This is a genomic window from Rahnella sp. RFA10(1/100) (assembly GCF_004195115.1).
GTDB classification, from domain to species: domain Bacteria; phylum Pseudomonadota; class Gammaproteobacteria; order Enterobacterales; family Enterobacteriaceae; genus Rahnella; species Rahnella perminowiae.
Map to the genome: position 1 here is coordinate 37,178 of NZ_SEWR01000011.1, position 20,058 is coordinate 57,235.

The 20,058-nt window shown below is 49.2% G+C and carries 22 protein-coding genes; 6 read left to right on the forward strand and 16 right to left on the reverse strand.

Annotated elements, in window-relative coordinates; all coding sequences use genetic code 11:
* Positions 1–68 precede the first annotated feature (68 nt).
* Entirely contained in the window at positions 69–932 is an 864-nt protein-coding gene (locus ETV65_RS22500) for a YicC/YloC family endoribonuclease (protein ID WP_015699232.1), read from the reverse strand.
* Between the two features lie 126 nt (positions 933–1,058).
* Between ETV65_RS22500 and rph the strand changes: the two genes are divergently transcribed.
* A complete protein-coding gene (rph, locus tag ETV65_RS22505) occupies positions 1,059–1,775 on the forward strand; it encodes a ribonuclease PH (RefSeq protein WP_129955267.1) in 717 nt (238 codons plus the stop codon).
* A gap of 83 nt (positions 1,776–1,858) precedes the next feature.
* Complete coding sequence (pyrE, locus tag ETV65_RS22510; protein WP_129955268.1) at positions 1,859–2,500, forward strand: orotate phosphoribosyltransferase; 642 nt, start codon at positions 1,859–1,861, stop codon at positions 2,498–2,500.
* An 80-nt stretch (positions 2,501–2,580) separates the two neighbouring features.
* On the opposite strand, the gene slmA is transcribed toward pyrE, so the two are convergent.
* The 3 genes from slmA to coaBC all read right to left on the reverse strand — a co-directional run bounded on the left by slmA (position 2,581) and on the right by coaBC (position 5,002).
* Positions 2,581–3,177: a nucleoid occlusion factor SlmA gene (slmA, locus tag ETV65_RS22515; protein WP_013577628.1), complete on the reverse strand. Its 597-nt coding sequence runs from the start codon at positions 3,175–3,177 to the stop codon at positions 2,581–2,583.
* Positions 3,178–3,348: 171 nt separating this feature from the next.
* On the reverse strand, positions 3,349–3,807 hold the full coding sequence (gene dut, locus ETV65_RS22520; RefSeq protein ID WP_165383769.1) for a dUTP diphosphatase: 459 nt from the start codon (positions 3,805–3,807) through the stop codon (positions 3,349–3,351).
* Complete coding sequence (gene coaBC, locus ETV65_RS22525) at positions 3,785–5,002, reverse strand: bifunctional phosphopantothenoylcysteine decarboxylase/phosphopantothenate--cysteine ligase CoaBC (RefSeq protein WP_205951624.1); 1,218 nt, start codon at positions 5,000–5,002, stop codon at positions 3,785–3,787. The genes dut and coaBC overlap by 23 nt, the downstream gene beginning before the upstream one ends.
* A 183-nt stretch (positions 5,003–5,185) precedes the next feature.
* Here coaBC and radC point away from each other — a divergent pair, with 183 nt between their 5' ends.
* The 4 genes from radC (at position 5,186) to mutM (ending at position 7,499) form a co-directional block, all read left to right on the forward strand.
* On the forward strand, positions 5,186–5,866 hold the full coding sequence (gene radC / locus ETV65_RS22530; RefSeq protein WP_129955269.1) for a DNA repair protein RadC: 681 nt from the start codon (positions 5,186–5,188) through the stop codon (positions 5,864–5,866).
* 266 nt (positions 5,867–6,132) lie between these two features.
* A complete protein-coding gene (rpmB, locus tag ETV65_RS22535) occupies positions 6,133–6,369 on the forward strand; it encodes a 50S ribosomal protein L28 (protein WP_004931195.1) in 237 nt (78 codons plus the stop codon).
* 11 nt (positions 6,370–6,380) lie between these two features.
* Complete coding sequence (gene rpmG, locus ETV65_RS22540) at positions 6,381–6,548, forward strand: 50S ribosomal protein L33 (protein ID WP_004392084.1); 168 nt, start codon at positions 6,381–6,383, stop codon at positions 6,546–6,548.
* Between the two features lie 141 nt (positions 6,549–6,689).
* The gene (gene mutM / locus ETV65_RS22545) at positions 6,690–7,499 is read left to right on the forward strand and encodes a bifunctional DNA-formamidopyrimidine glycosylase/DNA-(apurinic or apyrimidinic site) lyase (RefSeq protein ID WP_129955270.1); all 810 of its coding nucleotides are present in this window, start codon (positions 6,690–6,692) and stop codon (positions 7,497–7,499) included.
* Between the two features lie 8 nt (positions 7,500–7,507).
* On the opposite strand, the gene coaD is transcribed toward mutM, so the two are convergent.
* From coaD to rfaD, 12 genes are all read right to left on the reverse strand, one after another.
* Entirely contained in the window at positions 7,508–7,990 is a 483-nt protein-coding gene (gene coaD, locus ETV65_RS22550; RefSeq protein WP_129955271.1) for a pantetheine-phosphate adenylyltransferase, read from the reverse strand.
* A gap of 6 nt (positions 7,991–7,996) precedes the next feature.
* Complete coding sequence (locus ETV65_RS22555) at positions 7,997–8,764, reverse strand: glycosyltransferase family 2 protein (RefSeq protein ID WP_129955272.1); 768 nt, start codon at positions 8,762–8,764, stop codon at positions 7,997–7,999.
* Positions 8,764–10,038 (reverse strand): lipid IV(A) 3-deoxy-D-manno-octulosonic acid transferase, encoded by a 1,275-nt coding sequence (waaA, locus tag ETV65_RS22560; protein WP_129955273.1) that lies wholly within the window; start codon positions 10,036–10,038, stop codon positions 8,764–8,766. Before waaA ends, ETV65_RS22555 begins: the two co-directional genes overlap by 1 nt.
* A 120-nt stretch (positions 10,039–10,158) precedes the next feature.
* Positions 10,159–11,304 carry a glycosyltransferase family 4 protein gene (locus ETV65_RS22565; RefSeq protein WP_129955274.1) on the reverse strand — a complete coding sequence of 382 codons (1,146 nt, stop codon included), beginning with the start codon at positions 11,302–11,304 and terminating at the stop codon, positions 10,159–10,161.
* On the reverse strand, positions 11,297–12,379 hold the full coding sequence (rfaQ, locus tag ETV65_RS22570) for a putative lipopolysaccharide heptosyltransferase III (protein WP_129955275.1): 1,083 nt from the start codon (positions 12,377–12,379) through the stop codon (positions 11,297–11,299). Before rfaQ ends, ETV65_RS22565 begins: the two co-directional genes overlap by 8 nt.
* A 160-nt stretch (positions 12,380–12,539) precedes the next feature.
* A complete protein-coding gene (locus ETV65_RS22575) occupies positions 12,540–13,547 on the reverse strand; it encodes a glycosyltransferase (protein ID WP_129955276.1) in 1,008 nt (335 codons plus the stop codon).
* 67 nt (positions 13,548–13,614) lie between these two features.
* Positions 13,615–14,901, reverse strand: coding sequence for an O-antigen ligase family protein (locus ETV65_RS22580; protein WP_129955277.1), 1,287 nt, complete (start codon positions 14,899–14,901; stop codon positions 13,615–13,617).
* Positions 14,898–15,902, reverse strand: a complete 1,005-nt coding sequence (locus tag ETV65_RS22585) for a glycosyltransferase (RefSeq protein ID WP_129955278.1) — start codon at positions 15,900–15,902, stop codon at positions 14,898–14,900. The genes ETV65_RS22580 and ETV65_RS22585 overlap by 4 nt, the downstream gene beginning before the upstream one ends.
* On the reverse strand, positions 15,895–16,992 hold the full coding sequence (locus ETV65_RS22590) for a glycosyltransferase family 9 protein (protein ID WP_129955279.1): 1,098 nt from the start codon (positions 16,990–16,992) through the stop codon (positions 15,895–15,897). Before ETV65_RS22590 ends, ETV65_RS22585 begins: the two co-directional genes overlap by 8 nt.
* Before the next feature lie 2 nt (positions 16,993–16,994).
* The gene (gene rfaC / locus ETV65_RS22595; RefSeq protein ID WP_129955280.1) at positions 16,995–17,978 is read right to left on the reverse strand and encodes a lipopolysaccharide heptosyltransferase RfaC; all 984 of its coding nucleotides are present in this window, start codon (positions 17,976–17,978) and stop codon (positions 16,995–16,997) included.
* Positions 17,978–19,027, reverse strand: a complete 1,050-nt coding sequence (gene rfaF, locus ETV65_RS22600; protein ID WP_129955281.1) for an ADP-heptose--LPS heptosyltransferase RfaF — start codon at positions 19,025–19,027, stop codon at positions 17,978–17,980. The genes rfaC and rfaF overlap by 1 nt, the downstream gene beginning before the upstream one ends.
* A 30-nt stretch (positions 19,028–19,057) precedes the next feature.
* Complete coding sequence (gene rfaD, locus ETV65_RS22605) at positions 19,058–19,990, reverse strand: ADP-glyceromanno-heptose 6-epimerase (protein WP_129955282.1); 933 nt, start codon at positions 19,988–19,990, stop codon at positions 19,058–19,060.
* Positions 19,991–20,058 lie beyond the last annotated feature (68 nt).

A 20,058-nucleotide genomic window follows, 5' to 3' on the forward strand; every position in this document is an offset into this window, starting at 1 on the left:
CTGACGCATAAAAAAACGCCTCGGACTTTAATGACCTGAGGCGTTTTTTATTAAGCAGGGCAGAGGATTTACTCGATATTCTGAATCTGCTCGCGCATTTGTTCGATCAACACTTTCAGCTCGATAGCTGACGTTGTGACATCGGCATTGATGGATTTAGACGCCAGCGTGTTTGATTCGCGGTTAAATTCCTGCATCATGAAATCAAGACGGCGGCCCACGGCTTCTTCTTTCTTCATGATTTTGTGTGTTTCTTTGACGTGCGCTTCCAGCCGGTCCAGCTCTTCAGCCACATCGATACGCTGTGCCATCAGAACCAGTTCCTGTTCCAGACGGGTATTTTCCAGCTGGACCTGTGCATCTTCCAGTTTACTGACCAGACGCTCGCGCTGCCATTGCAGAATATTTGGCATCTGGGCGCGGACTTTCACCACTTCTGCGCTCACGCCGTCGAGACGCTGTTCGATCATCGTTTTCAGTGCTGCACCTTCGCTTTCGCGCGCGCTGATGAAATCGTCCAGTGCGGTTTCCAGCGCCAGCAGCAGTTCGGTGCTGATGGCGTCCAGATCCTGTTCTTCGGCCAGCATAACGCCCGGCCAGCGCAGGACTTCCAGCGGATTAATTTCGCCTTCATCACTTTGCATTTTCACCCATTGCGCCGCTTCAACCAGCTGTTTCGCCAGCTTTTCATTAAGCTGTAACGTGCTTTGTGCGCCAGGGTCGAGATCAAAACGCAAATTACATTCGACTTTACCACGGGTCAGCCGGGCGCGAATACGCTCACGGACAACCGGCTCCAGGCTGCGGAATTGCTCGGGCAGACGGATGTAGGTTTCGAGATAACGTTGGTTTACGGAGCGGAGTTCCCACGCTGCGCTGCCCCAGTCACCCTTAATTTCGCGTCGGGCATAAGCGGTCATACTACGGATCATGTATGCGTACCTGTTAATGTAAAGATGAAGCGATTATAGCCCCCGCGAGCGGGTCATGATAGGCATTACCTCGCGAAGTCCGTATAATGCGCAGCCAAACATGATTCGCGACCCGGAGAAGTATCCATGCGTCCAGCAGGCCGAAATGCACAACAAGTGCGCCCCGTAACACTGACCCGCCATTACACTAAACACGCTGAAGGTTCCGTGCTGGTGGAGTTTGGTGATACCAAAGTGCTGTGTACCGCGACGGTGGAGGAAGGTGTTCCGCGTTTTCTGAAAGGTCAGGGACAAGGTTGGATCACCGCAGAGTATGGCATGTTGCCACGTTCTACCCACACCCGTAATGCCCGTGAAGCCGCAAAAGGCAAGCAGGGCGGCCGTACTCTGGAAATCCAGCGTTTGATTGCCCGTTCCCTGCGCGCAGCTGTCGATCTGAAAAAGCTGGGTGAATTCACCATTACGCTCGATTGTGATGTGTTACAGGCGGATGGTGGCACGCGCACTGCGTCCATTTCCGGTGCTTTTGTTGCGCTGGCCGATGCGCTGAATGCGCTGGTAGCTGCCGGTAAACTGAAAGCGAACCCGATGAAGGGTATGGTTGCTGCAGTTTCTGTCGGTATCGTGAAAGGCGAAGCACTGTGTGATCTCGAATATGTTGAAGACTCAGCGGCAGAAACCGATATGAATGTCGTGATGATGGAAGATGGCCGCATGATTGAGGTGCAGGGCACCGCAGAAGGTGAGCCGTTCAGCCACGAAGAGTTACTCGGCTTACTTGCTCTTGCACGAGAGGGCATCGACACTATCTTCCAGGCGCAGAAAGCGGCGCTGGCGGAATAATTTTTTAAGGCGACTGAGAAGTCGCCTTTTTTATGGCCTGCGGGCTGACAATGAGAAACAAGACGTTATCGAGGAGACCATCAATGAAAGCCTATCAGCGCCAGTTTATTGAGTTCGCACTGAACAAACAGGTTTTGAAATTCGGCGAATTTACCCTGAAGTCCGGGCGCATCAGTCCTTACTTCTTCAATGCCGGTTTATTTAATACTGGCCGTGATCTGGCGTTACTGGGACGTTTTTATGCCGAAGCATTGATGGATTCCAATATTGATTTCGATTTAGTGTTTGGTCCGGCTTATAAAGGTATTCCCATCGCGACGACCACTGCCGTTGCTCTGGCTGAGCATCATGAGCGCGATGTGCCATATTGCTTTAACCGCAAAGAAGCCAAAGATCATGGTGAAGGTGGCTTGCTGGTCGGCAGCCCGTTACAGGGCCGTGTCATGCTGGTCGACGATGTGATTACTGCCGGTACCGCTATCCGTGAATCAATGGAAATCATCAGTGCGAACAAAGCCACTCTGGCAGGCGTATTGATTTCTCTTGATCGTCAGGAACGCGGACGTGCGGATATCTCTGCTATTCAGGAAGTTGAGCGTGATTACCATTGCAAAGTAATTTCAATTATTACGCTGGCTGACCTGATTGAGTACCTGGAAGAGAAAGCGGAAATGGCTGATCATCTGGCGGCTGTCCGGGCTTACCAGCAGGAATATGGCGTTTAATGTAGTCACTATCCTATGAGTAAAACAAAAGGGCCTTTCGGCCCTTTTTGATATTGATGTTTGCCTCTGCCGGGCAGGTTTTATTGCAACTGAGCAGAGATCAGTGGCCAGCGGGTATCGAAATCCTGCGTCGGTTTGTACTTAAACTCAGAGCGTACAAAACGCGACAGCATCCCTTCGCAAAATGCCAGTAACTGGCTGGCGAGCAGAGTTTCATCGCTGATGAATCCGCTGCCTTCACGCATTTTCTTTTCCCGAAGCACCTGACGCAGTTGCGCTTCAATTCGCTCAAAAAGCTGATTGATGCGGCCTTGCAGGCGATCTTGTTCAAACATCAGGGCATGACCGGTCATAATTCGGGTCAGTCCCGGATTACGTTCGGCGAAGCCCAAAATCAGCAGCAAAATCAGACGTATTCTGTTTAATGTATCTTTCTCATCCTGCAGAATGAGGTTGATACGGGTGATCAGACTGTCTTCGATAAACTCGATTAAGCTGTCAAACATGCGTGTTTTACTGGGAAAATGACGGTAAAGCGCTGCTTCTGAAACACCTACACTGGCGGCGAGTTTTGCAGTCGTGATCCTCTGGCTGCCATCGCTGGACTGAAGCATTTGCGCCAGGGCCTGCAAAATCTCTTCGCGCCTGTTCCTTTTTGTCGTTTCTTTCTCTGCCATGTCTGAATAGACCCTTGCTAAAAAACGGCTAAAATCATGGAGAAACCGCACAACTGCCGCATGAATCACTGCGATCCTGCGGCTTATTTCGTTCCCTATGTGTTGTTACGGTCTGATAGTGATAAGGATCTGTTCAATATCGCGTCAAAATCAGCGGTGCTGAACAGGTTCTTATTGGCGACCTGAATGGCCAAAACCACCTTCGCCGCGTTCACTGGCGTCAAAATCTTCCACCAGATTGAATTCAGCCTGAACGACAGGCACAAACACCATCTGAGCAATACGCTCGCCTGGTTCGATAACAAATGTTGTCTGACCGCGGTTCCACACCGACACCATCAGCTGGCCCTGATAATCAGAGTCTATAAGACCGACAAGGTTACCCAAAACGACACCGTGTTTATGCCCCAGGCCGGAGCGAGGTAAAATAACCGCCGCCAGATTAGCATCACCAATGTGAATAGCCAGACCGGTTGGCAGCAGTGTGGTTTCACCCGGTTTCAGCTCTACTGAAGCATCCAGACAGGCGCGCAAATCCAGACCCGCAGACCCGGGTGTCGTGTAAGCCGGTAAAGGGAAAGTCGAACCGATGCGCGGGTCGAGAATTTTAATGTCGATTTTTTTCATCATAACGGCTGACAATCTCTTCTAATAATCGTTGACCAAGCAGGGACTTATCGCTGAGCGGTAAGATTTTATCCCCGTCCTGCCAAAAAAGATGCAAAGCATTGGAATCGCTGTTGAAACCTTGCCCGGCACGTGAAACATCGTTGGCGCAAATCAGGTCCAGATTCTTACGGATCCTTTTTTGCCGCGCGTATTCTTCCACATTCTGGGTTTCAGCGGCAAACCCCACGACGTAAGGTCGGTTCTCTTTCATCGCTGCAACACCGGCAACGATATCAGGGTTTTTAATCATTTTTACCGTGATTTCATCGCCTTGCTTTTTGATCTTCTCATCAGCAATATGCTCTGCGCGATAATCTGCCACGGCCGCGCAGGAAATGAAAATATGCTGAGATGCCGCCGAAAGCTGCACGGCTTGTTGCATTTCCAGCGCACTTTCCACATCAACACGGCGGACATTCGCGGGCGTCGGTTGTGTTACCGGCCCGGCGATCAGTGTCACTTTGGCACCCCGTTCAGCGGCGGCTCTGGCAATCGCAAAACCCATTTTGCCGGAGCTGTGATTGCTGATGAAGCGGACAGGGTCCAGAGGCTCGCGGGTCGGGCCTGCGGTCACCATAATGTTCAGGTGCGCCAGATCGTTGCGCGAAGAAAAATGCGTATTCGCCATATCAACAATCACCAGCGGATCCAGCATACGTCCAGGCCCCACATCACCGCAGGCCTGACTGCCGCTGTCCGGACCCCACATCAATGTGCCCCGTGCTGCCAGGCTTTGCAGGTTTTCTTGTGTGACGGCCGCACGATACATTTGCTGGTTCATCGCAGGCAGTACTGCGACCGGTGCCGCTGTCGCCAGACATACCGTTGTCAGCAGATCATTTGCCAGGCCGGCATTCATGCGAGCCAGCAAATCCGCAGTGGCGGGGGCAATAATGACTAAATCTGCCCATTTCCCTAACTCGATATGTCCCATTGCCGCTTCGGCCGCCGGATCAAGCAGGTCGTCAGAAACCGGATAGCCGGAAACCGCCTGCAGGCTCAGCGGTGTCACGAAAGATTTCGCCGCTTCTGTCATGACGACGCGGACTTCAGCGCCTCTTTCACGTAAGCGACGTACCAGTTCTGGTGCTTTATAGGCAGCGATACCACCGCTGATACCGAGCACAATATGTTTGCCGGAAAGTCCCGTCATCATCATTGTCCGATTAGTTGAAAGCTGAAAGAAGCGACATTTTAGCATAACGGGGAATGATGACAGCTATTGGCGATACTACGAAAGTTGAGGAATAAAAATTCTGCGTAACATCTCGCAAGCTGACGCACCGGACCTCACGACGGGGAGAATGTTGTGCCACAATCGCCGCGAAAAGGAGTCAGGATGACGAAACAGCAAGACCCGTGGCCGGGAGAGATGCCACCGCGCGAAAAATTATTGCAACAGGGAGCGAAAGAGCTGACGGATCAGGAGTTGCTGGCGATCTATTTGCGCACGGGAAGCAAGGGATTGCATGTCATGGAGCTGGCAAAAAATCTGCTGGATGAATTTGGTTCATTACCTAAATTACTGAAGGCCGATTTTGACACCATGGCACGCACAAAAGGAATGGGAGTGGCCAAGTTTTCACAGCTGGTAGCCGTATCCGAATTATCCCGCCGCGCCTACTTACGCCATCTGAGTGCTGAAAATGCGATGCTCAGCCCCGCAGTCATCCGCGAATATTTGCAGAATTTACTCGTTTTTCGGGAAAGAGAGGTGTTTCTGGTACTTTTTCTCGACAACCAGCATCGCGTTATTCGCCATGAGGAGATGTTTGCTGGTACTATTGGGCACGTAGAAGTGTATCCCCGCGAAATTGTTCGTGGTGCGATGAAGGTTAATGCGGCAGCCCTAATTCTGGCGCATAATCACCCATCTGGTCGGGCTGAGCCCAGCCTGATGGATAGAAAAGTGACTGAACAGATTATTCGTGCGTGCCAGCTGCTGGAAATTCGCGTCCTTGACCATTTGGTTGTAGGCCACGGAGAAACGGTATCTTTTGCCGAACGCGGCTGGATTTAGCGTCGTTTTTTGAAGATCCTTAGGGATCTTTAGCTGTTCGGGACTTGAGCACTTACGCTACAGAGCGTATACTACGCCACCTTTGAGAATCTTGGGTTTGGCGTTAAGAGCCTATCTCAGCAGGTTTCTGACCTGATGAATTGGTTTTTTACCCGACGACAGTGAGTCGGTTCTCAGTGGAGTTTGCTGAGATGGGCTCTAAAAGCCTGACGAGGCGGCCATACCCTATACGAAGCTCGAGCTGATTTGATTTTTGGAGAATAGACATGTCCCGAGTCTGCCAAGTTACTGGCAAGCGCCCGGTGAGCGGTAACAACCGTTCCCACGCAATGAACGCGACCAAACGCCGTTTTCTGCCGAACCTGCACTCCCACCGTTTTTGGGTTGAGGCTGAGAAGCGCTTTGTAACTCTGCGTGTATCTGCTAAAGGTATGCGTGTTATTGATAAGAAGGGTATTGAGACGGTCTTGGCCGATCTGCGTGCCCGCGGTGAGAAGTATTAAGGAACTGCATCATGGCTAAAGGTGTTCGCGAGAAGATCAAGCTGGTTTCTTCTGCTGGTACTGGTCACTTCTATACCACTACGAAGAACAAGCGTACTAAGCCGGAAAAATTGGAACTGAAGAAATTCGATCCAGTTGTCCGTCAACACGTGATCTACAAAGAAGCTAAAATTAAATAATTTTAGTGGATTGCTAAAACCCGGCTCCGGCCGGGTTTTTTATTGCCTGAATTTCATGATTTCTTTTCATTGCGACTTTTATTTGCCTGATGTCAGTGTCTGCGACAAACTCTGAACACGATTTTTGCTCAAGGGAAAATTATGCCGGAATTACCTGAGGTTGAAACCAGCCGCAGAGGGATTGAACCCTATCTTAAAGGCCACACAATACTGCATGCCATCGTGCGTAATCCGCGCCTGCGCTGGCCTGTCTCGGCGGAAATCTTAGCATTAACCGATCAGCCGGTTCTGAGTGTGCAGCGTCGGGCAAAATATCTGCTGGTTGAGCTGCAAACCGGGTGGATCATTATTCATCTGGGTATGTCAGGGAGTTTGCGGGTATTGCCGGAAGAAACCGAAGCAGGCAAACATGACCACGTTGATCTGGTGATGGATACCGGCCATGTGCTGCGTTATACCGATCCGCGCCGTTTTGGTGCCTGGTTATGGTCTTCGGATCTGACTGCCAGCAATGTTTTAGCCCATCTGGGGCCGGAGCCGCTAAGCGAAGATTTCACGGCGGATTACTTGTGTGAGAAATCCCGCACGAAGAAATCCCCCATTAAGCCCTGGCTGATGGATAATAAACTCGTGGTTGGCGTAGGAAATATCTATGCCAGTGAATCTTTGTTTGTAGCGGGAATTTCCCCTGACCGGCCTGCACATTCACTCAAACGTGATGAGGCAGAGTTGCTGGTCAGAACCATCAAAGCGGTATTGTTGCGCTCTATTGAACAAGGCGGGACGACGCTGAAGGACTTTCTCCAGTCGGATGGGAAACCGGGATATTTCGCACAGGAATTGCAGGTATATGGAAGAGCGGGCGAGCCATGCCGGGCATGCGGTATGCCCATTGAAAGTAAGAAACAGGCGCAGCGCACCACATTTTTCTGCCCGCGCTGCCAGCGTTAATACCTGATTCAGGCGCTGATTTTTTCCATCAGTGCCTGTGTGATGATTTGCGGCAGGAAAGGCGCAATATCACCACCGTGGCGGGCGACTTCTTTGACCAGAGATGAAGAAATAAATGACCATTCTTTTGACGGCATCATGAACACGCTTTCCAGCGTGGGCAGCAAATGCCGGTTCATGTTCGCCAGTTGCATCTCATATTCAAAATCAGACACCGCACGTAATCCGCGTACCAGCACGTTTGCGCCCTGAGCCCTGGCAAAATTTGCCATCAAATCGCTGAAACCAATGACATCAACGTTATCCAGATGGGATGTGACCTGAGTTGCCAGCGCCACGCGTTCATCCAGCGTGAACATCGGTTTTTTGCTTGGGCTGGCTGCAATTGCAAGAATGACATGGTCGAACATCTGCGCCGCACGGGTGACGATATCGAGATGCCCGTTGGTCATCGGGTCGAAAGTACCGGGATAAATTGCCTTAGTGCTCATAACGGCTCACTTTTGCAGTTGGTGGCTGAGCGCCCACAGGGCGGCATATTTATTGAATGTATATTGTGCATTGACGCCCGCCAGGATCAACCCCTGCTTTCCGTCCAGAAAACCGGCCCGCAGGATCCAGGTTTTGACGAATGCGCCCAGCGTATGGGAAATAATCGAGAAGAAGCTGCAACGGCGGCCTTGCTGATGGCGTTGCTCTGCCCATGCCTGCGCATAGCTGAGCTGTTTTCGCTGGAAACTGAAAAGGTCGCGACAGGTGAGGTGCAACAGGTCGCCTTGCAACGGAACGACAGTGGCATTCCCTGTGTTCAGTGATTCATGTACCCGATCGTCGTTATAGCTGAACGTTGAAGGATACAAACGGTTGACACGATCAGGATACCAGCCACTGTGACGCATGAATTTCCCGAGGAACAGGTTACTTCGTCCGAGGCTGTAAACGGTATTTTCCTGCGGGCAATTCAGCACATTTTCAATCGACTGACGCAACGGAGAGGATACACGCTCGTCGGCATCTATCATCAAAATATAGTCGCCTGTAGCATGGCTTTGCGCCAGCTGTCGCTGTTTGCCAAACCCCGGCCAGTCAGTGTTAAGGAATACTTTGGCGCCGAAGCTGCGGGCAATATCCTGTGTCGCATCGTTGCTGCCGGAATCGAGCAGAATTATTTCATCTGCCCAGGTCACTGACTCAAGGCATGCCGGCAATAAATCCCCTTCATTACGGGCAATCAGTACGACGGATAAACGTTTTTTATCAGTCATTAATGACTCCGGACAGGCAGATAAGGCTCCAGTAAATGCAGCAGGCGCTGTAAGGCTCCCTGATTTTGATGCAGAACTTCAACGGCGTGGCGACCGTAATACAAGCGATAATCTTCATCGGTCAGCAGTGTAGAAATTTCTTTCACCAGTGATGCGGTATCAGTGACTGTGATCAGACCGTCGTCCTGGGCCAGCTTGGCGCAGATATCTTTGAAATTGAAGGTATGCGGCCCCATGAGTACCGGAATGGCATGGGCTGCCGCCTCCAGCGGATTATGGCCTCCGCGATCGACCAGGCTGCCGCCGACAAAAGCCAGATCAGCAATGCCATACAGCAACATTAATTCACCCATCGTATCGCCGATCACCACCTGGGTGGCTGATGAAGGGACTTCACCTGAGCTACGCTGGATAAAAGAAAGACCGGCTTTGCGCGTCAGCTCACAAGCAACTGGAAAACGTTCAGGATGGCGTGGAACCAAAATAAGCAGCAAGGTCGGATGTGCTTTCAGTAATTCTTTGTGCGCTTCCAGCAGCAAGGTTTCTTCCCCTTCATGCGTGCTGGTGGCGATCCACACCTGACGGCGTGACGCCCATTGGCTGCGCAGTGCAATGGCTTTTGCTGCCAGTTCCGGCGTAACCGAGATGTCGAATTTCAGGCTACCCGTCACCGCAAGCTGGTTGCGTTTTAACCCTAAGGACAGAAAGCGTTCACCATCTTCCTGATTCTGCGCCGCGATCAGGGTGATGCGTTGCAAAATGGTACGAATGAATTTGCCTAGCTTCTGATATCCCTTTGCCGAGCGGTCAGAGAGGCGGGCATTGGCTATCACCAGCGGAATCTGGCGACGATGCAGTGCGCTGATAAGGTTCGGCCAAAGCTCGGTTTCCATGATGATGACAAGCTTTGGGTTCACCTCATCCAGGAAACGATTTACCGAACCCGCCAGATCATAAGGCAGATAAACGTGGTGCACACCCTTACCAAAAGCGGACTGAACGCGCTCTGAGCCGGTCGGTGTCATGGTGGTGACGGTAATCGGCAAGGAAGGATAACGATGACGCAATGCGCGGACTAAAGGGATCGCGGCCAGCGTCTCTCCGACGGAAACGGAATGCAGCATGATGCCACCGGAGACAACCTTTCCCTTGCAGAAGCCATAACGTTCAGCCCAGCGTTTACGATAGGCCGGGGACTTGCGGCTGCGCAAAAGTAAACGGATCCAAATCAATGGCTGAATTAAATATATGATTATATTATAAAAAATATTCATCTTTTATCAGGCGTTGCATAAGGGAAAGTTAATTTCATAAAGCGAAAATAGTCCCGGCGGATAGATGGGCACATGGTATCAGATAAGTGTGATCGACTCATCATGTCAGCGCCTGCGTCCTCAGACCAGTAACGAGTGATAAAGCGTAACTAACTGCTGTGAAAGGTTTTTCGGAGTGTAAGGTAAAATCCGTTCTCTTGCCGCATTTCCCATCTCGTCATTTTCCTGACGGGAAGGAATTTTATTCACATATTCGCTTAGGCTTGCCACATCCAGTGCATCGCAAACAAAGCCCTCGCGCCCCTGCCTGATAAATTCTGCCCCCCCACAAGTTTCACTGGTGATGACGGGCAATCCGCAGGCCATGGCTTCAAGAATAACGTTCGGGAACGGGTCATATAATGTCGGCAGGATCATGCCATCGGCTGCGTGGTAATAAGGCAGAACATTGTTTTGTACCCCGACAAAGCGGATCCGGTCGGCGCAGCCTGTTTGCTGAGCCAGCGATGCGTATTTTTTCTGGTCTTTATCTTGTCCGACAATAATCAGGTAACGATCGCCGGAAGCAATTGCTTCAATGGCGGGCTTCAACCCTTTGCGTTCAAAACCAGAACCTACGTAAATCAGTGCCACGGCCTGCGCAGGAATGGCAAGCATTTCACGTGAAGCAAGCCGTTGTGCAAGGGTCGCCGGTACGAATTTTTGGGAATCAATGGCGTTATAGATCACCTCAAAACGGCTTTCCTCCACCCCGTAACAGCGGATGATATCGCGTTTTACCATCTCAGAATTACAGATGATTTTTTTCAACGCCGGAGAGTGGAACATGGCTTCCTCAGCCTGCAGTACATACCGGTGATATGAACTGATTTGTGTGAGAAAACGCTGGAGAGGTGAAATAACGCGCGCCCTTTGTTCCAGCCAGACACGATGTGCACCATCGCCCGCGCGGAAAATATCGCAACCTGGAATGCGCTCGTGGCTTTGCACAATGTCGAACTGTTCCCGTTCCCAACATTGTTGTGCTGCAGCGGCAAAACCTTTCTCACGTGAAACTCGGCCATATTTTGCCGGATTGCACAGGTGAATTTTCCATTTCGGATTGGGTTTGCCTTCCCACTGGCGGGTAATAATATTCAGATCAATATTTTGATCATCCAGTGCTTCAAGAGCGCGTGAGATAAAACGTTCTGCGCCGCCATCAGGGCGATATTTTTGTCTGACAATTGCTAAACGAATGTTTTTCTCACTGGCAGCATTAGTCATGCAGGTAACTCCTGGCGGCATCAATCACATCGCTGACAGGGATTGCATGCAGATAACGTTGTTGAGTTTTTGTATCGATAGAATCGGGTGCGGGCAGCGGCGCGTAGTCCCCGGCCCAGATAGTGGTATTGTTATTGCCCCATGGACGCCAGTGCTGCATTTTCGTCGGGCCAAATAAGGCCACACAAGGTGTATTAAGCGCGGCAGCCATATGCATCGGCGCAGAATCCACCCCGATAAAGAGTTTTGCACCATCAATCATTGCCGCAAGCTGTGTCAGTGATAGCTGCCCGGCAACAGAGATAACCTGCGGATTGTGGGTGAGATCCTGAATTTTGCGCACCATATTCAGCTCTTTCTTATCCGGACCGGAGGTCATTACAATCGTCAGGCCGGTTTCAGCGAGTCCATCAATCACATTGGCGAATTTGTCATCATCCCAGCATTTGAACGTCCAGCGTGACGTCGGCTGAATCACAATATATTCGCCGCTTACCTGGTTTTTCAGAAGTAATTGCTGACAGAAAGACTTGTCACTTTCTGAATAATGCATTGATGTCACCGCATTATCGGTGGAGATGCCAAGAGGGGACAAAATCGACATATTCTGTTCGACAGTATGCAGGAGGCTGTGATTTTCGGTGGTCACTAATTGTGTATGACCTGCCCGCCAGAAAGCAGAACGTCGTTTTTTATAGTCGAATCCTAAACGAACTTTCGCACCGCTGAAGCGGGAAATCAGCGCGCTACGCCACTGATCGGCCAGATTAATCACCAGGTCATAATGTCGTTCGCGTACCGCTTTGAGTAGCTGATATTCTTGCTGTAACTGATAGCGGACACCTTGTTTTTTCCATGTTCTATCAATCACATGGATATAGGAAAGGGCCGGGTGTTCACTAAGAATAGGGCGGGTTTCTTTATACAGAAGCACATCAATTTCAGCATCGGGATAATGCTCACGTAGCCTGTTTATCACCGGCGTGGTCAGCACCATATCTCCATGATGACGGAGTTTCACCAGAAGAATTCTTTGGGGTCTGAATGCTGCGTATTTGGCTTCTGAATTAGGCATTCTATTATCTGATAGTAGAATATAGTGAATTGATTTTAGGTGAAGAATCGTATGGTGTGAAGTTATTTATCCTCCTGATATAGAAAGATAAATAACTTCATTTAAGAAATAGTTAGATTCCACTTAAAGACATAATGGAATCGTCTCTTTCTGAAACAGATTAACCGAGTTTTTTACGCAGGTTATGGAGGCGATACAGCCACAATAACAGTTGCCACCATTGTTTAGGTCCGCGCGCGTTACGCAGCATTATTTTGCGTGTGCCGGAGGTGTAAATATCGTCGATCATGGCTTTCCGGGCGGCCTGATCAGGCTCACGGCGGACAGAATGGCAGACCGTCAGGGCTTCACGGGTGACCTGTCTTGGAAACTCCGCATAGATCTTTACCTGGTCTTTATATCGCTCATTTAACGCATCAAGCATTTTGGCTATTTTTAGATAATGCCTTTGATATTCAACGTTTTTCATTCCAGTTCTTTTTTGGTTACTGATTGACTGGCCGTGAATGTAATAGCGATAAAGAACCTTTTGGGTATATTTCACGCGGCGTGCGTTGAACATTAATTCGGTTGTCCAGGGAATATCCTGATGATGCAGGCCCGGTTCAAAATACAGATTATGCTTTTTAATGAGCTGGAGACGGTAGACTCCAAGCCATACAACGTGCAAATAACGGTTTGTTGCCAGCGCCATTTTAAGCCAGTCCGGGCCATCCAGAACGGCTGTCGACGTTAAACGATCGGTGGGGATGATGGGTTTAACTTTTTCTGAGCTGACAAAATAACGTTCACCATTGCATTGTGCGACATCCAGATCATCTTGTTCACACAGCTCAATCAGCGTTTTATACATGTCCGGATAGAGTATGTCATCGGCATCCGGAAAAGTGACATACTGACCTTTGGCGACATCCAGGCCAGCATTGCGCGCACGTGAAACACCGCCGTTAGCCTGATGAATGACGCGAATATGCGGGTATTTGCTGGCGTATTCTTGCGCAACGCGCTCGGAACCATCTGTCGAGCCATCATTAACGATGATGACTTCGAGGTTTTCCAGCGTCTGGGCGACGAGCGAATCCATAAAGTTTCGGAACATCTCCCCGGCGTTATACAGGGGAATAATCGCGCTGAGCTTAATGTTGTCCGATGTCGTTGTTAAAGGCATATCACAGATTTTCCACTGATAAAGATGGCAAACAACCGGGCCGGTGCGAGCTCACAGCCCGGAAAAATCATTGTTTTTCTAAAGAGGGCCGCGTCCTCATTCTCAGCATCAACAGATAGGCGAAGACCAGCACAATAAAATACGGTGATTCGCGATTATAAAACTGGGTATCGCCCTGACTGAAGTAAATTACCGGAACCGACAGCAATAAAAATTCGTAACCTTTGGGTATCAGTCTGAAGGGATAGAGCAATAATACAGCGAAGAAAAGTACCATAATCAATGCGCCGAAAATTCCCTGTAATGACAAGGTATCGATAATGTCATTATGCAGATGGAACTGCAGATTACGTAACGCTTCCGGATTGCCGCCTTCATGCTGATCGATGAACGTTGTCGCCAGTGCATTGCGGCTGTCAGCAGACTGACCAAACGGGTGTTGTTCGAAAACATTCAATCCGGCGCGCCACATTGAGAAACGCGCGCCGACTGAAGTATTGCGGTTGCCTTCATGATATGAGGCGACCTCGTTCTGAAGGTTGTCGAGGCGGGTGAGTACCTTATTGTAATAAGGATGGCCTGAGAGAACGGCGGCAATAATCAAAGCGGTGATGCCAAAACCGTATATCATTTTAGAAGTATGGGAACTTTTGACAAAGTCGTAAATGACGCTGCCTGCACTAATGAGCGTAAAAAGTAGCATTGCTGAACGAGTTTCGGTGGCCGCAAGTACAGCAAATGTCATGGTCATTACAATCAGGCAAATGAATCGGTAATGTTTTAAAGCATGATATTTCAGGCTGTACATGACCAGTAAGGAAAAAATCGTGAATGTATAGGCACCGGATGTCGGGGCATCAGAGTTTATTTGAATACGGTCGCCTGTTTTTAAATAATAAGCGATGCGCGTTGCTGATATGATTAAAAACAGAAGCGTCATAATGGAAATGCCCGTGCGTACTGTCAGTGTGGGGATTTTCCATTTATGAATATTATGCTCAATGGCATAAAGGATGAATGATGCCAGTATGAGTCGTTTGCCACTGATTTGGTAATGGTATGCAATAAGCGGATACTGATGGTTGACGGTCAGCATAACCCAAAGTAACTTGCTGATACCCAGGAGCAGAATTATGCAGGCTACAGGATAGAAGTGAATTTTCTTTTCAACCCGTAAAGTAATATAGATAAAGTATATGACTGAAATATAGGTGACGATATAAAAGAAATTACGGGTAATTTCACCGGAATACATAAAGAAAGAAATAGAGATAGTAATAAATAAAAAAAATACTGATGCCAGTTTATCGTCCAGAGACGATTTCTTTATATTATCAATTAGCACGTTGATCATAAAGGACTTTTCCTGAAAATCTTCTTGTTCATATACTTGGACATCCAGCACAAACTGGTCAGGTAGCGACCCTTATACCAGAGCGCTTGCGCATAACGTTTCATTTCTTTGTAGGAAACAGGCACGTCATGTGGAACTGCTTGCCATGGAGATTGAGCATAATAGTGATCATAAACATCAGCCAGTTCTCCCATTCCCCAAAGATGCCAGGGTTTACATTTACCTGTGTAATGAATCAGGATGGTATCTTTAGGAATATCAACTTTGTTCCCTACTTTATTTAAAATAATATCACACACGAAATTGTACTTTTTAGGAAGTAGCAAAACTTCATGTTCAAGGACAATATTAAGTGCATCCTGATCAGGGAATTTAAATTCATTTCCCTGACGGGAAAGCGCCTGGATGATCCGCTCAGTGGTATTTTTTTCGATCCACTGAGGGATGTTGATGTATAAAAATCCTGAGTTAAAGTAGTTACCCTTTGTCAGGCTTAACTGTGAACAAAGTTTATTTCTGGCCCGCCGCGTATCATTGACAGCCGCCAGTGTACAGGCGCTGATATCCATCTCGTTCAGCTCCTTATAACTGCCTAAACATAATGTGTCCGCGTCAAGATAGAGTAATTTTGAGGTGACATCAGAAAGGATATAAGGAGTAAACAAACGGTAATAAATAGCCTGCGGGTAGCGGCCCATCAGCGGCAAATCCGTGAACGCAGACTCTTTGAATACGTAACAGGTTATGGCCAGCGGTTGATTTACTGCCAGCTCGAGCAGCCGATCTTTTGATTTGTCATCGAGCGCACTGCCAAATATATGAATATGAAACGCTAAGTCAGGATTGTTTTTCAGAACAGAAAAGACAGTGATCCCCATACCACGGGCATACGCATTATTTATTCCGAATGCGATATGAACCACAGGGAAGGCTGAATCCTCTAAATGGTTTACGAGTTCTTCTTTATGCTCGAGGTAGCTCAGGTATTCATGGTCAGACATAGTTTTGTACCTGACTTGTTTTGCTTATAACAAATGAACGTATTTTCTCCAGTTGTGCATCACTGAGGGAAAAGAGTTCTTCAGCGCTGTGCCTGAATTGATAAGGTGCTGAGAAAATGAACGATTCAGGCGCGAGTTGCTTATCTTCTGGTGTCAGGATGAGCGGCGCATAGGTCGGATGTTGTTCGGCTAAGTCACAAGGCCCCGCTAAACAGACCACCGGTATCTTCATGGCATCAGCGATATATACATTGCCGGAGTCTGAGGCGATATACATATCCATCTGAGAAATGGCATGAGGGACTTCATGCAATTTTAGCTTACCGATCAGGCTAGTGATATTTTCGCGGTGACTGAGTTTTCCCAGCAACTGGTCAAGGTATTTCTGCTCATTCTCCGGGCCAAAAATATAAAACTGACAAGGAATATCCTTCAGGGCGTTAAGGATTTTGATCCACACTGCCGTTGGAATTGTTTTCGCTTTATTGCCTGCCGAAATGCTGATACCTATTTTGATCTGCTTGTTTTCAGCCAGCTCCGGCAAGATTTTTTCAGGCACCCACAAAGGAAGGGTGGCATGTTTAGTATAACTGTCTGCGCTGAGGCTGGGATCTGCCAGCTTCAGGTAACTTTCCAGCGTGAAATTAGTTTTCTGGTGTAAACGAACAACGTCTGCCGTCTGATAAAAAATCCCGTGATACCACTTGCGGGTATAAGCAATCAGAAAGGCTTTATGCCTGGCGTTACAGAAGGCGGCATAGAAAGCATTAACGCTGTTAGGTTGCAGCAGATAAACATTGTCGTAGCGGTTAAGCAGGTGAAAGGCGAGACCAATTTTACTGACTAAAGATTTTTTATAATCTTCAATGAGATAAATAGAATCAATCGTCGCATCATGTGAAGCCAAAGGCATAACCGTTTTACTGAGCAAAACATCTGATTTTTTTAAGTGTTTTAGTAAAGGCGTAATATTGACGAAGTCACCAATTTTGGCGGTTTGTATGACCAGATTTCGTCCCTTTCCCTGATGAAAAGGCTTCATCAGCATTTTGAACGGCCACAGCAAAATGAAAATAATCACGTAGCTCATGGTCAGTTCATTTCCTCTTTCGCCGCCAGCAGATCACTCAGACGTTCAAAGACGCTTTTTGCAGATAAGTTTTTCAATGCGTTGTCATCGGCTTTGAGGATAAACTGATTCTTTCCATACCCGCCAATCAAGCCGGGATCGGTCGGTCCGTAAAGTGTGATATTGGGACGATCCAGCGCGGCGGTCAGATGGCTCAGCCCGGTATCAACAGAAATGACCGCTTTCGCCCCCGCTAAAACCTCAGCAACTTTTTCCAGGCTCAGTTTAGGCAGCACCTCGACATAAGGAAAACCTTCCGCCAGGCGCAATGCGCGTTGATATTCATGGTCTGCCCCCCATGGAAGTTTGATGCAAATATTTTGCCCGTCGAACATGCTGATCAGCGCACGCCAGTGCTCTTCCGGCCAGTGCTTATCTGCGCGGGTGGTGGCATGAAGAAACACCAGATACGGCTGCGTATCAGCAGGAAGATGGGAGAGGAAACGTGCCGCAATAGCGTAATCCCCCTGGCCTGATGGCTTTTCATAACCCAGGCTTTTCGCAAATAACTCCCGGGTACGCTCTACCGCATGCTGCTTTTTATCGATTTCATGGCGTTGATTGTAGAACCAGCTGGCGAATGGCTCGCGGGCACTTTTACAATCTTGCCCGTGTTTTTCGCCTTTGGCGACGCGGGTGATCAGTGCTGCACTTTTCATCAGACCCTGAGCATCGATGATGACATCATAGGTTTGAGACTGAACTTCGCGTTTGAAATCGCAGCGTTGATGCCGGGTTTCAGAACCGAACCAGTTTTTCCGCCAGCGGCGGATGGCGACAGGTATCACGCGATCAACGGCAGGATGCCAGCCGGGGATCTGGGTAAAGCCTTCTTCCACAACCCAGTCAAAGCGGATCCCAGGAATGGCCTGCATCGCATCCGTTAACGCCGGAAGAGTATGCAGAACGTCGCCCATGGACGAGGTTTTGACGATGAGAACCCGCATTAAAGCTCCTTCCTTGCGTTCAGCAACTGGGTGAGTTCCTGGTAAACCTGCCCGGGTTGTATATCAATTAAACTTTGGTGATAGCCTTCTTCCGCATCGCCTTTACGGACTTTATGGTAGCCGGTGATAAGACGTATAACTTTTGCCTGATGACTGAGTGGTGGCGTAAAGTCCGGGCTGCTGGGCCCGTAAAGTGCCACCAGCGGTTTATCCAGAGCAGCGGCAACATGCATAAGACCTGAATCATTACTGACCACCGCATGACAGGCGGCAATCATCACGACCGCCTGATCCAGGGAGGTTTTCCCCGCCAGATTGAGGCAGAAAGGCTGTGCGTTTTCTGTCAGCGCCAGGCGGATTTGTTCACCTGCAGCGTTATCTTTTGCGGAACCAAACAGCACCACCTGATAGCCTTCGCTGATCAGCTTTTCAGCCAGCACCGCGTAGTGATAATGAGGCCAGCGTTTTGCCGGGCCAAATTCCGCGCCAGGGCAGAAACCTATCAGCGGGCGGGTATTATCCACAGAGAAGGCGGTTTTAACCGCAGTGACTTCCGCGTTGCTGACCGCTAATTTCGGCCACAGAACAGGTTGCGGAAGATCAGCGGCAGTTTTGATTTGCCGGGCATCATAGCCCAGTGCGGCATAACGCTGAACCATCAGTGGGAATGCGGGTTTATCCAGTACCCGCAAATCATTGAGCAGGCCATAACGCATTTCGCCACGCCAGCCGGTGCGCTGAGGAATACGGGCAAAGAAAGGTATCAGCGCCGATTTAAACGAGTTAGGCAGAACGTATGCGCGCTGATATTTCTCATTGCGCAGTGAAATACCCAGACGACGACGCTCGCCCAATTCCAGCGCTCCATGGCCCAGCGGCATTGCCAGCGCCTGATGCACTTCCGGCATGCGATCAAGTAAAGGACGGCACCATGCAGGTGCCATCACGTCAATCTGAGCGTCGGGGTGCGCAGCTTTCAGGGTGCGATAAAGACTTTGTGACATCATCATGTCACCGACCCATGACGGCCCAATTACCAGTATTTTCATACCGTTAATCCATTCCTCAAGGTGCAGGGCTTAAACTGTGCGGTTAAGCCAGCTCATGTATTCCGTCACACCTTCAGCCACTGTTTTGAAGGGCTTGTCATAACCGGCGTTACGCAGGGCAGTCATATCGGCCTGCGTGAAAGACTGGTAGCGGCCCTTGAGTTTTTCCGGGAAAGGAATGTATTCGATATCGCCAGAATTGTGGTACGCCACAACGGCGTCTGCTACGGCCTGGAAGGATTCCGAACGGCCGGTACCGCAGTTGAAAATGCCTGAAACCCCGTTTTGCCAGAACCACAGGTTCACGGCTGCCACATCACCTACATAGATGAAATCGCGCTTGAAGCCTTCGCTGCCAGAGAACAGTTTTGGGTTTTCCCCGGCTTTGATCTGATTATTCAGATGGAATGCTACGCTCGCCATGCTGCCTTTATGGCCTTCACGCGGTCCGTAAACGTTGAAATAGCGGAAACCACAGATTTGAGATTCAGCGTGCGGCAGAATTTCGCGTACATACTGGTCAAACAGGAACTTAGAGTAACCGTAGACGTTCAGCGGCTGCTCATATTGGCGATCTTCTACAAAGCTGGTGCTCTGACTACCATAGGTTGCTGCGGAAGAGGCATACAGGAAGGGAATACTGCGATCCAGACAATAATGCAGAACATCTTTGGAGTACTGATAGTTGTTATCCATCATGTATTTGCCGTCCCACTCGGTCGTGGAAGAGCACGCGCCTTCATGGAAAATGGCGTCGATATCACCCAGATCGTCGCCGGCGACGATGCTGGCGATGAAATCTTCTTTGTCGCAATAATCCGCAATATCCAGATCAACCAGATTGACGAACTTGGTACCGTCTTTCAGATTATCCACCACCAGAATATCGCGGTATCCCATATCATTGAGCGATTTAATAATATTGCTGCCGATAAAACCAGCGCCGCCAGTGACGATTATCATGGGATTCACCTTTAATCATTTGAAGAACTGCGCACCATGCACAGCCTGTATAATGGGTAATATCATAA

Coding starts and splice junctions, on each gene's coding strand:
- rfaD (WP_129955282.1), bottom strand. CDS start 19,990: ATGATAATCGTCACTGGCGGCGCTGGTTTTATCGGCAGCAATATTATT.
- rpmG (WP_004392084.1), top strand. CDS start 6,381: ATGGCTAAAGGTGTTCGCGAGAAGATCAAGCTGGTTTCTTCTGCTGGT.
- ETV65_RS22565 (WP_129955274.1), bottom strand. CDS start 11,304: ATGACTAATGCTGCCAGTGAGAAAAACATTCGTTTAGCAATTGTCAGA.
- pyrE (WP_129955268.1), top strand. CDS start 1,859: ATGAAAGCCTATCAGCGCCAGTTTATTGAGTTCGCACTGAACAAACAG.
- ETV65_RS22500 (WP_015699232.1), bottom strand. CDS start 932: ATGATCCGTAGTATGACCGCTTATGCCCGACGCGAAATTAAGGGTGAC.
- slmA (WP_013577628.1), bottom strand. CDS start 3,177: ATGGCAGAGAAAGAAACGACAAAAAGGAACAGGCGCGAAGAGATTTTG.
- rfaF (WP_129955281.1), bottom strand. CDS start 19,027: ATGAAAATACTGGTAATTGGGCCGTCATGGGTCGGTGACATGATGATG.
- radC (WP_129955269.1), top strand. CDS start 5,186: ATGACGAAACAGCAAGACCCGTGGCCGGGAGAGATGCCACCGCGCGAA.
- ETV65_RS22585 (WP_129955278.1), bottom strand. CDS start 15,902: ATGTCTGACCATGAATACCTGAGCTACCTCGAGCATAAAGAAGAACTC.
- waaA (WP_129955273.1), bottom strand. CDS start 10,038: ATGAATATTTTTTATAATATAATCATATATTTAATTCAGCCATTGATT.
- ETV65_RS22555 (WP_129955272.1), bottom strand. CDS start 8,764: ATGACTGATAAAAAACGTTTATCCGTCGTACTGATTGCCCGTAATGAA.
- ETV65_RS22590 (WP_129955279.1), bottom strand. CDS start 16,992: ATGAGCTACGTGATTATTTTCATTTTGCTGTGGCCGTTCAAAATGCTG.
- mutM (WP_129955270.1), top strand. CDS start 6,690: ATGCCGGAATTACCTGAGGTTGAAACCAGCCGCAGAGGGATTGAACCC.
- ETV65_RS22580 (WP_129955277.1), bottom strand. CDS start 14,901: ATGATCAACGTGCTAATTGATAATATAAAGAAATCGTCTCTGGACGAT.
- coaBC (WP_205951624.1), bottom strand. CDS start 5,002: ATGATGACGGGACTTTCCGGCAAACATATTGTGCTCGGTATCAGCGGT.
- dut (WP_165383769.1), bottom strand. CDS start 3,807: ATGATGAAAAAAATCGACATTAAAATTCTCGACCCGCGCATCGGTTCG.
- rfaC (WP_129955280.1), bottom strand. CDS start 17,978: ATGCGGGTTCTCATCGTCAAAACCTCGTCCATGGGCGACGTTCTGCAT.
- ETV65_RS22575 (WP_129955276.1), bottom strand. CDS start 13,547: ATGCCTTTAACAACGACATCGGACAACATTAAGCTCAGCGCGATTATT.
- coaD (WP_129955271.1), bottom strand. CDS start 7,990: ATGAGCACTAAGGCAATTTATCCCGGTACTTTCGACCCGATGACCAAC.
- rpmB (WP_004931195.1), top strand. CDS start 6,133: ATGTCCCGAGTCTGCCAAGTTACTGGCAAGCGCCCGGTGAGCGGTAAC.
- rph (WP_129955267.1), top strand. CDS start 1,059: ATGCGTCCAGCAGGCCGAAATGCACAACAAGTGCGCCCCGTAACACTG.
- rfaQ (WP_129955275.1), bottom strand. CDS start 12,379: ATGCCTAATTCAGAAGCCAAATACGCAGCATTCAGACCCCAAAGAATT.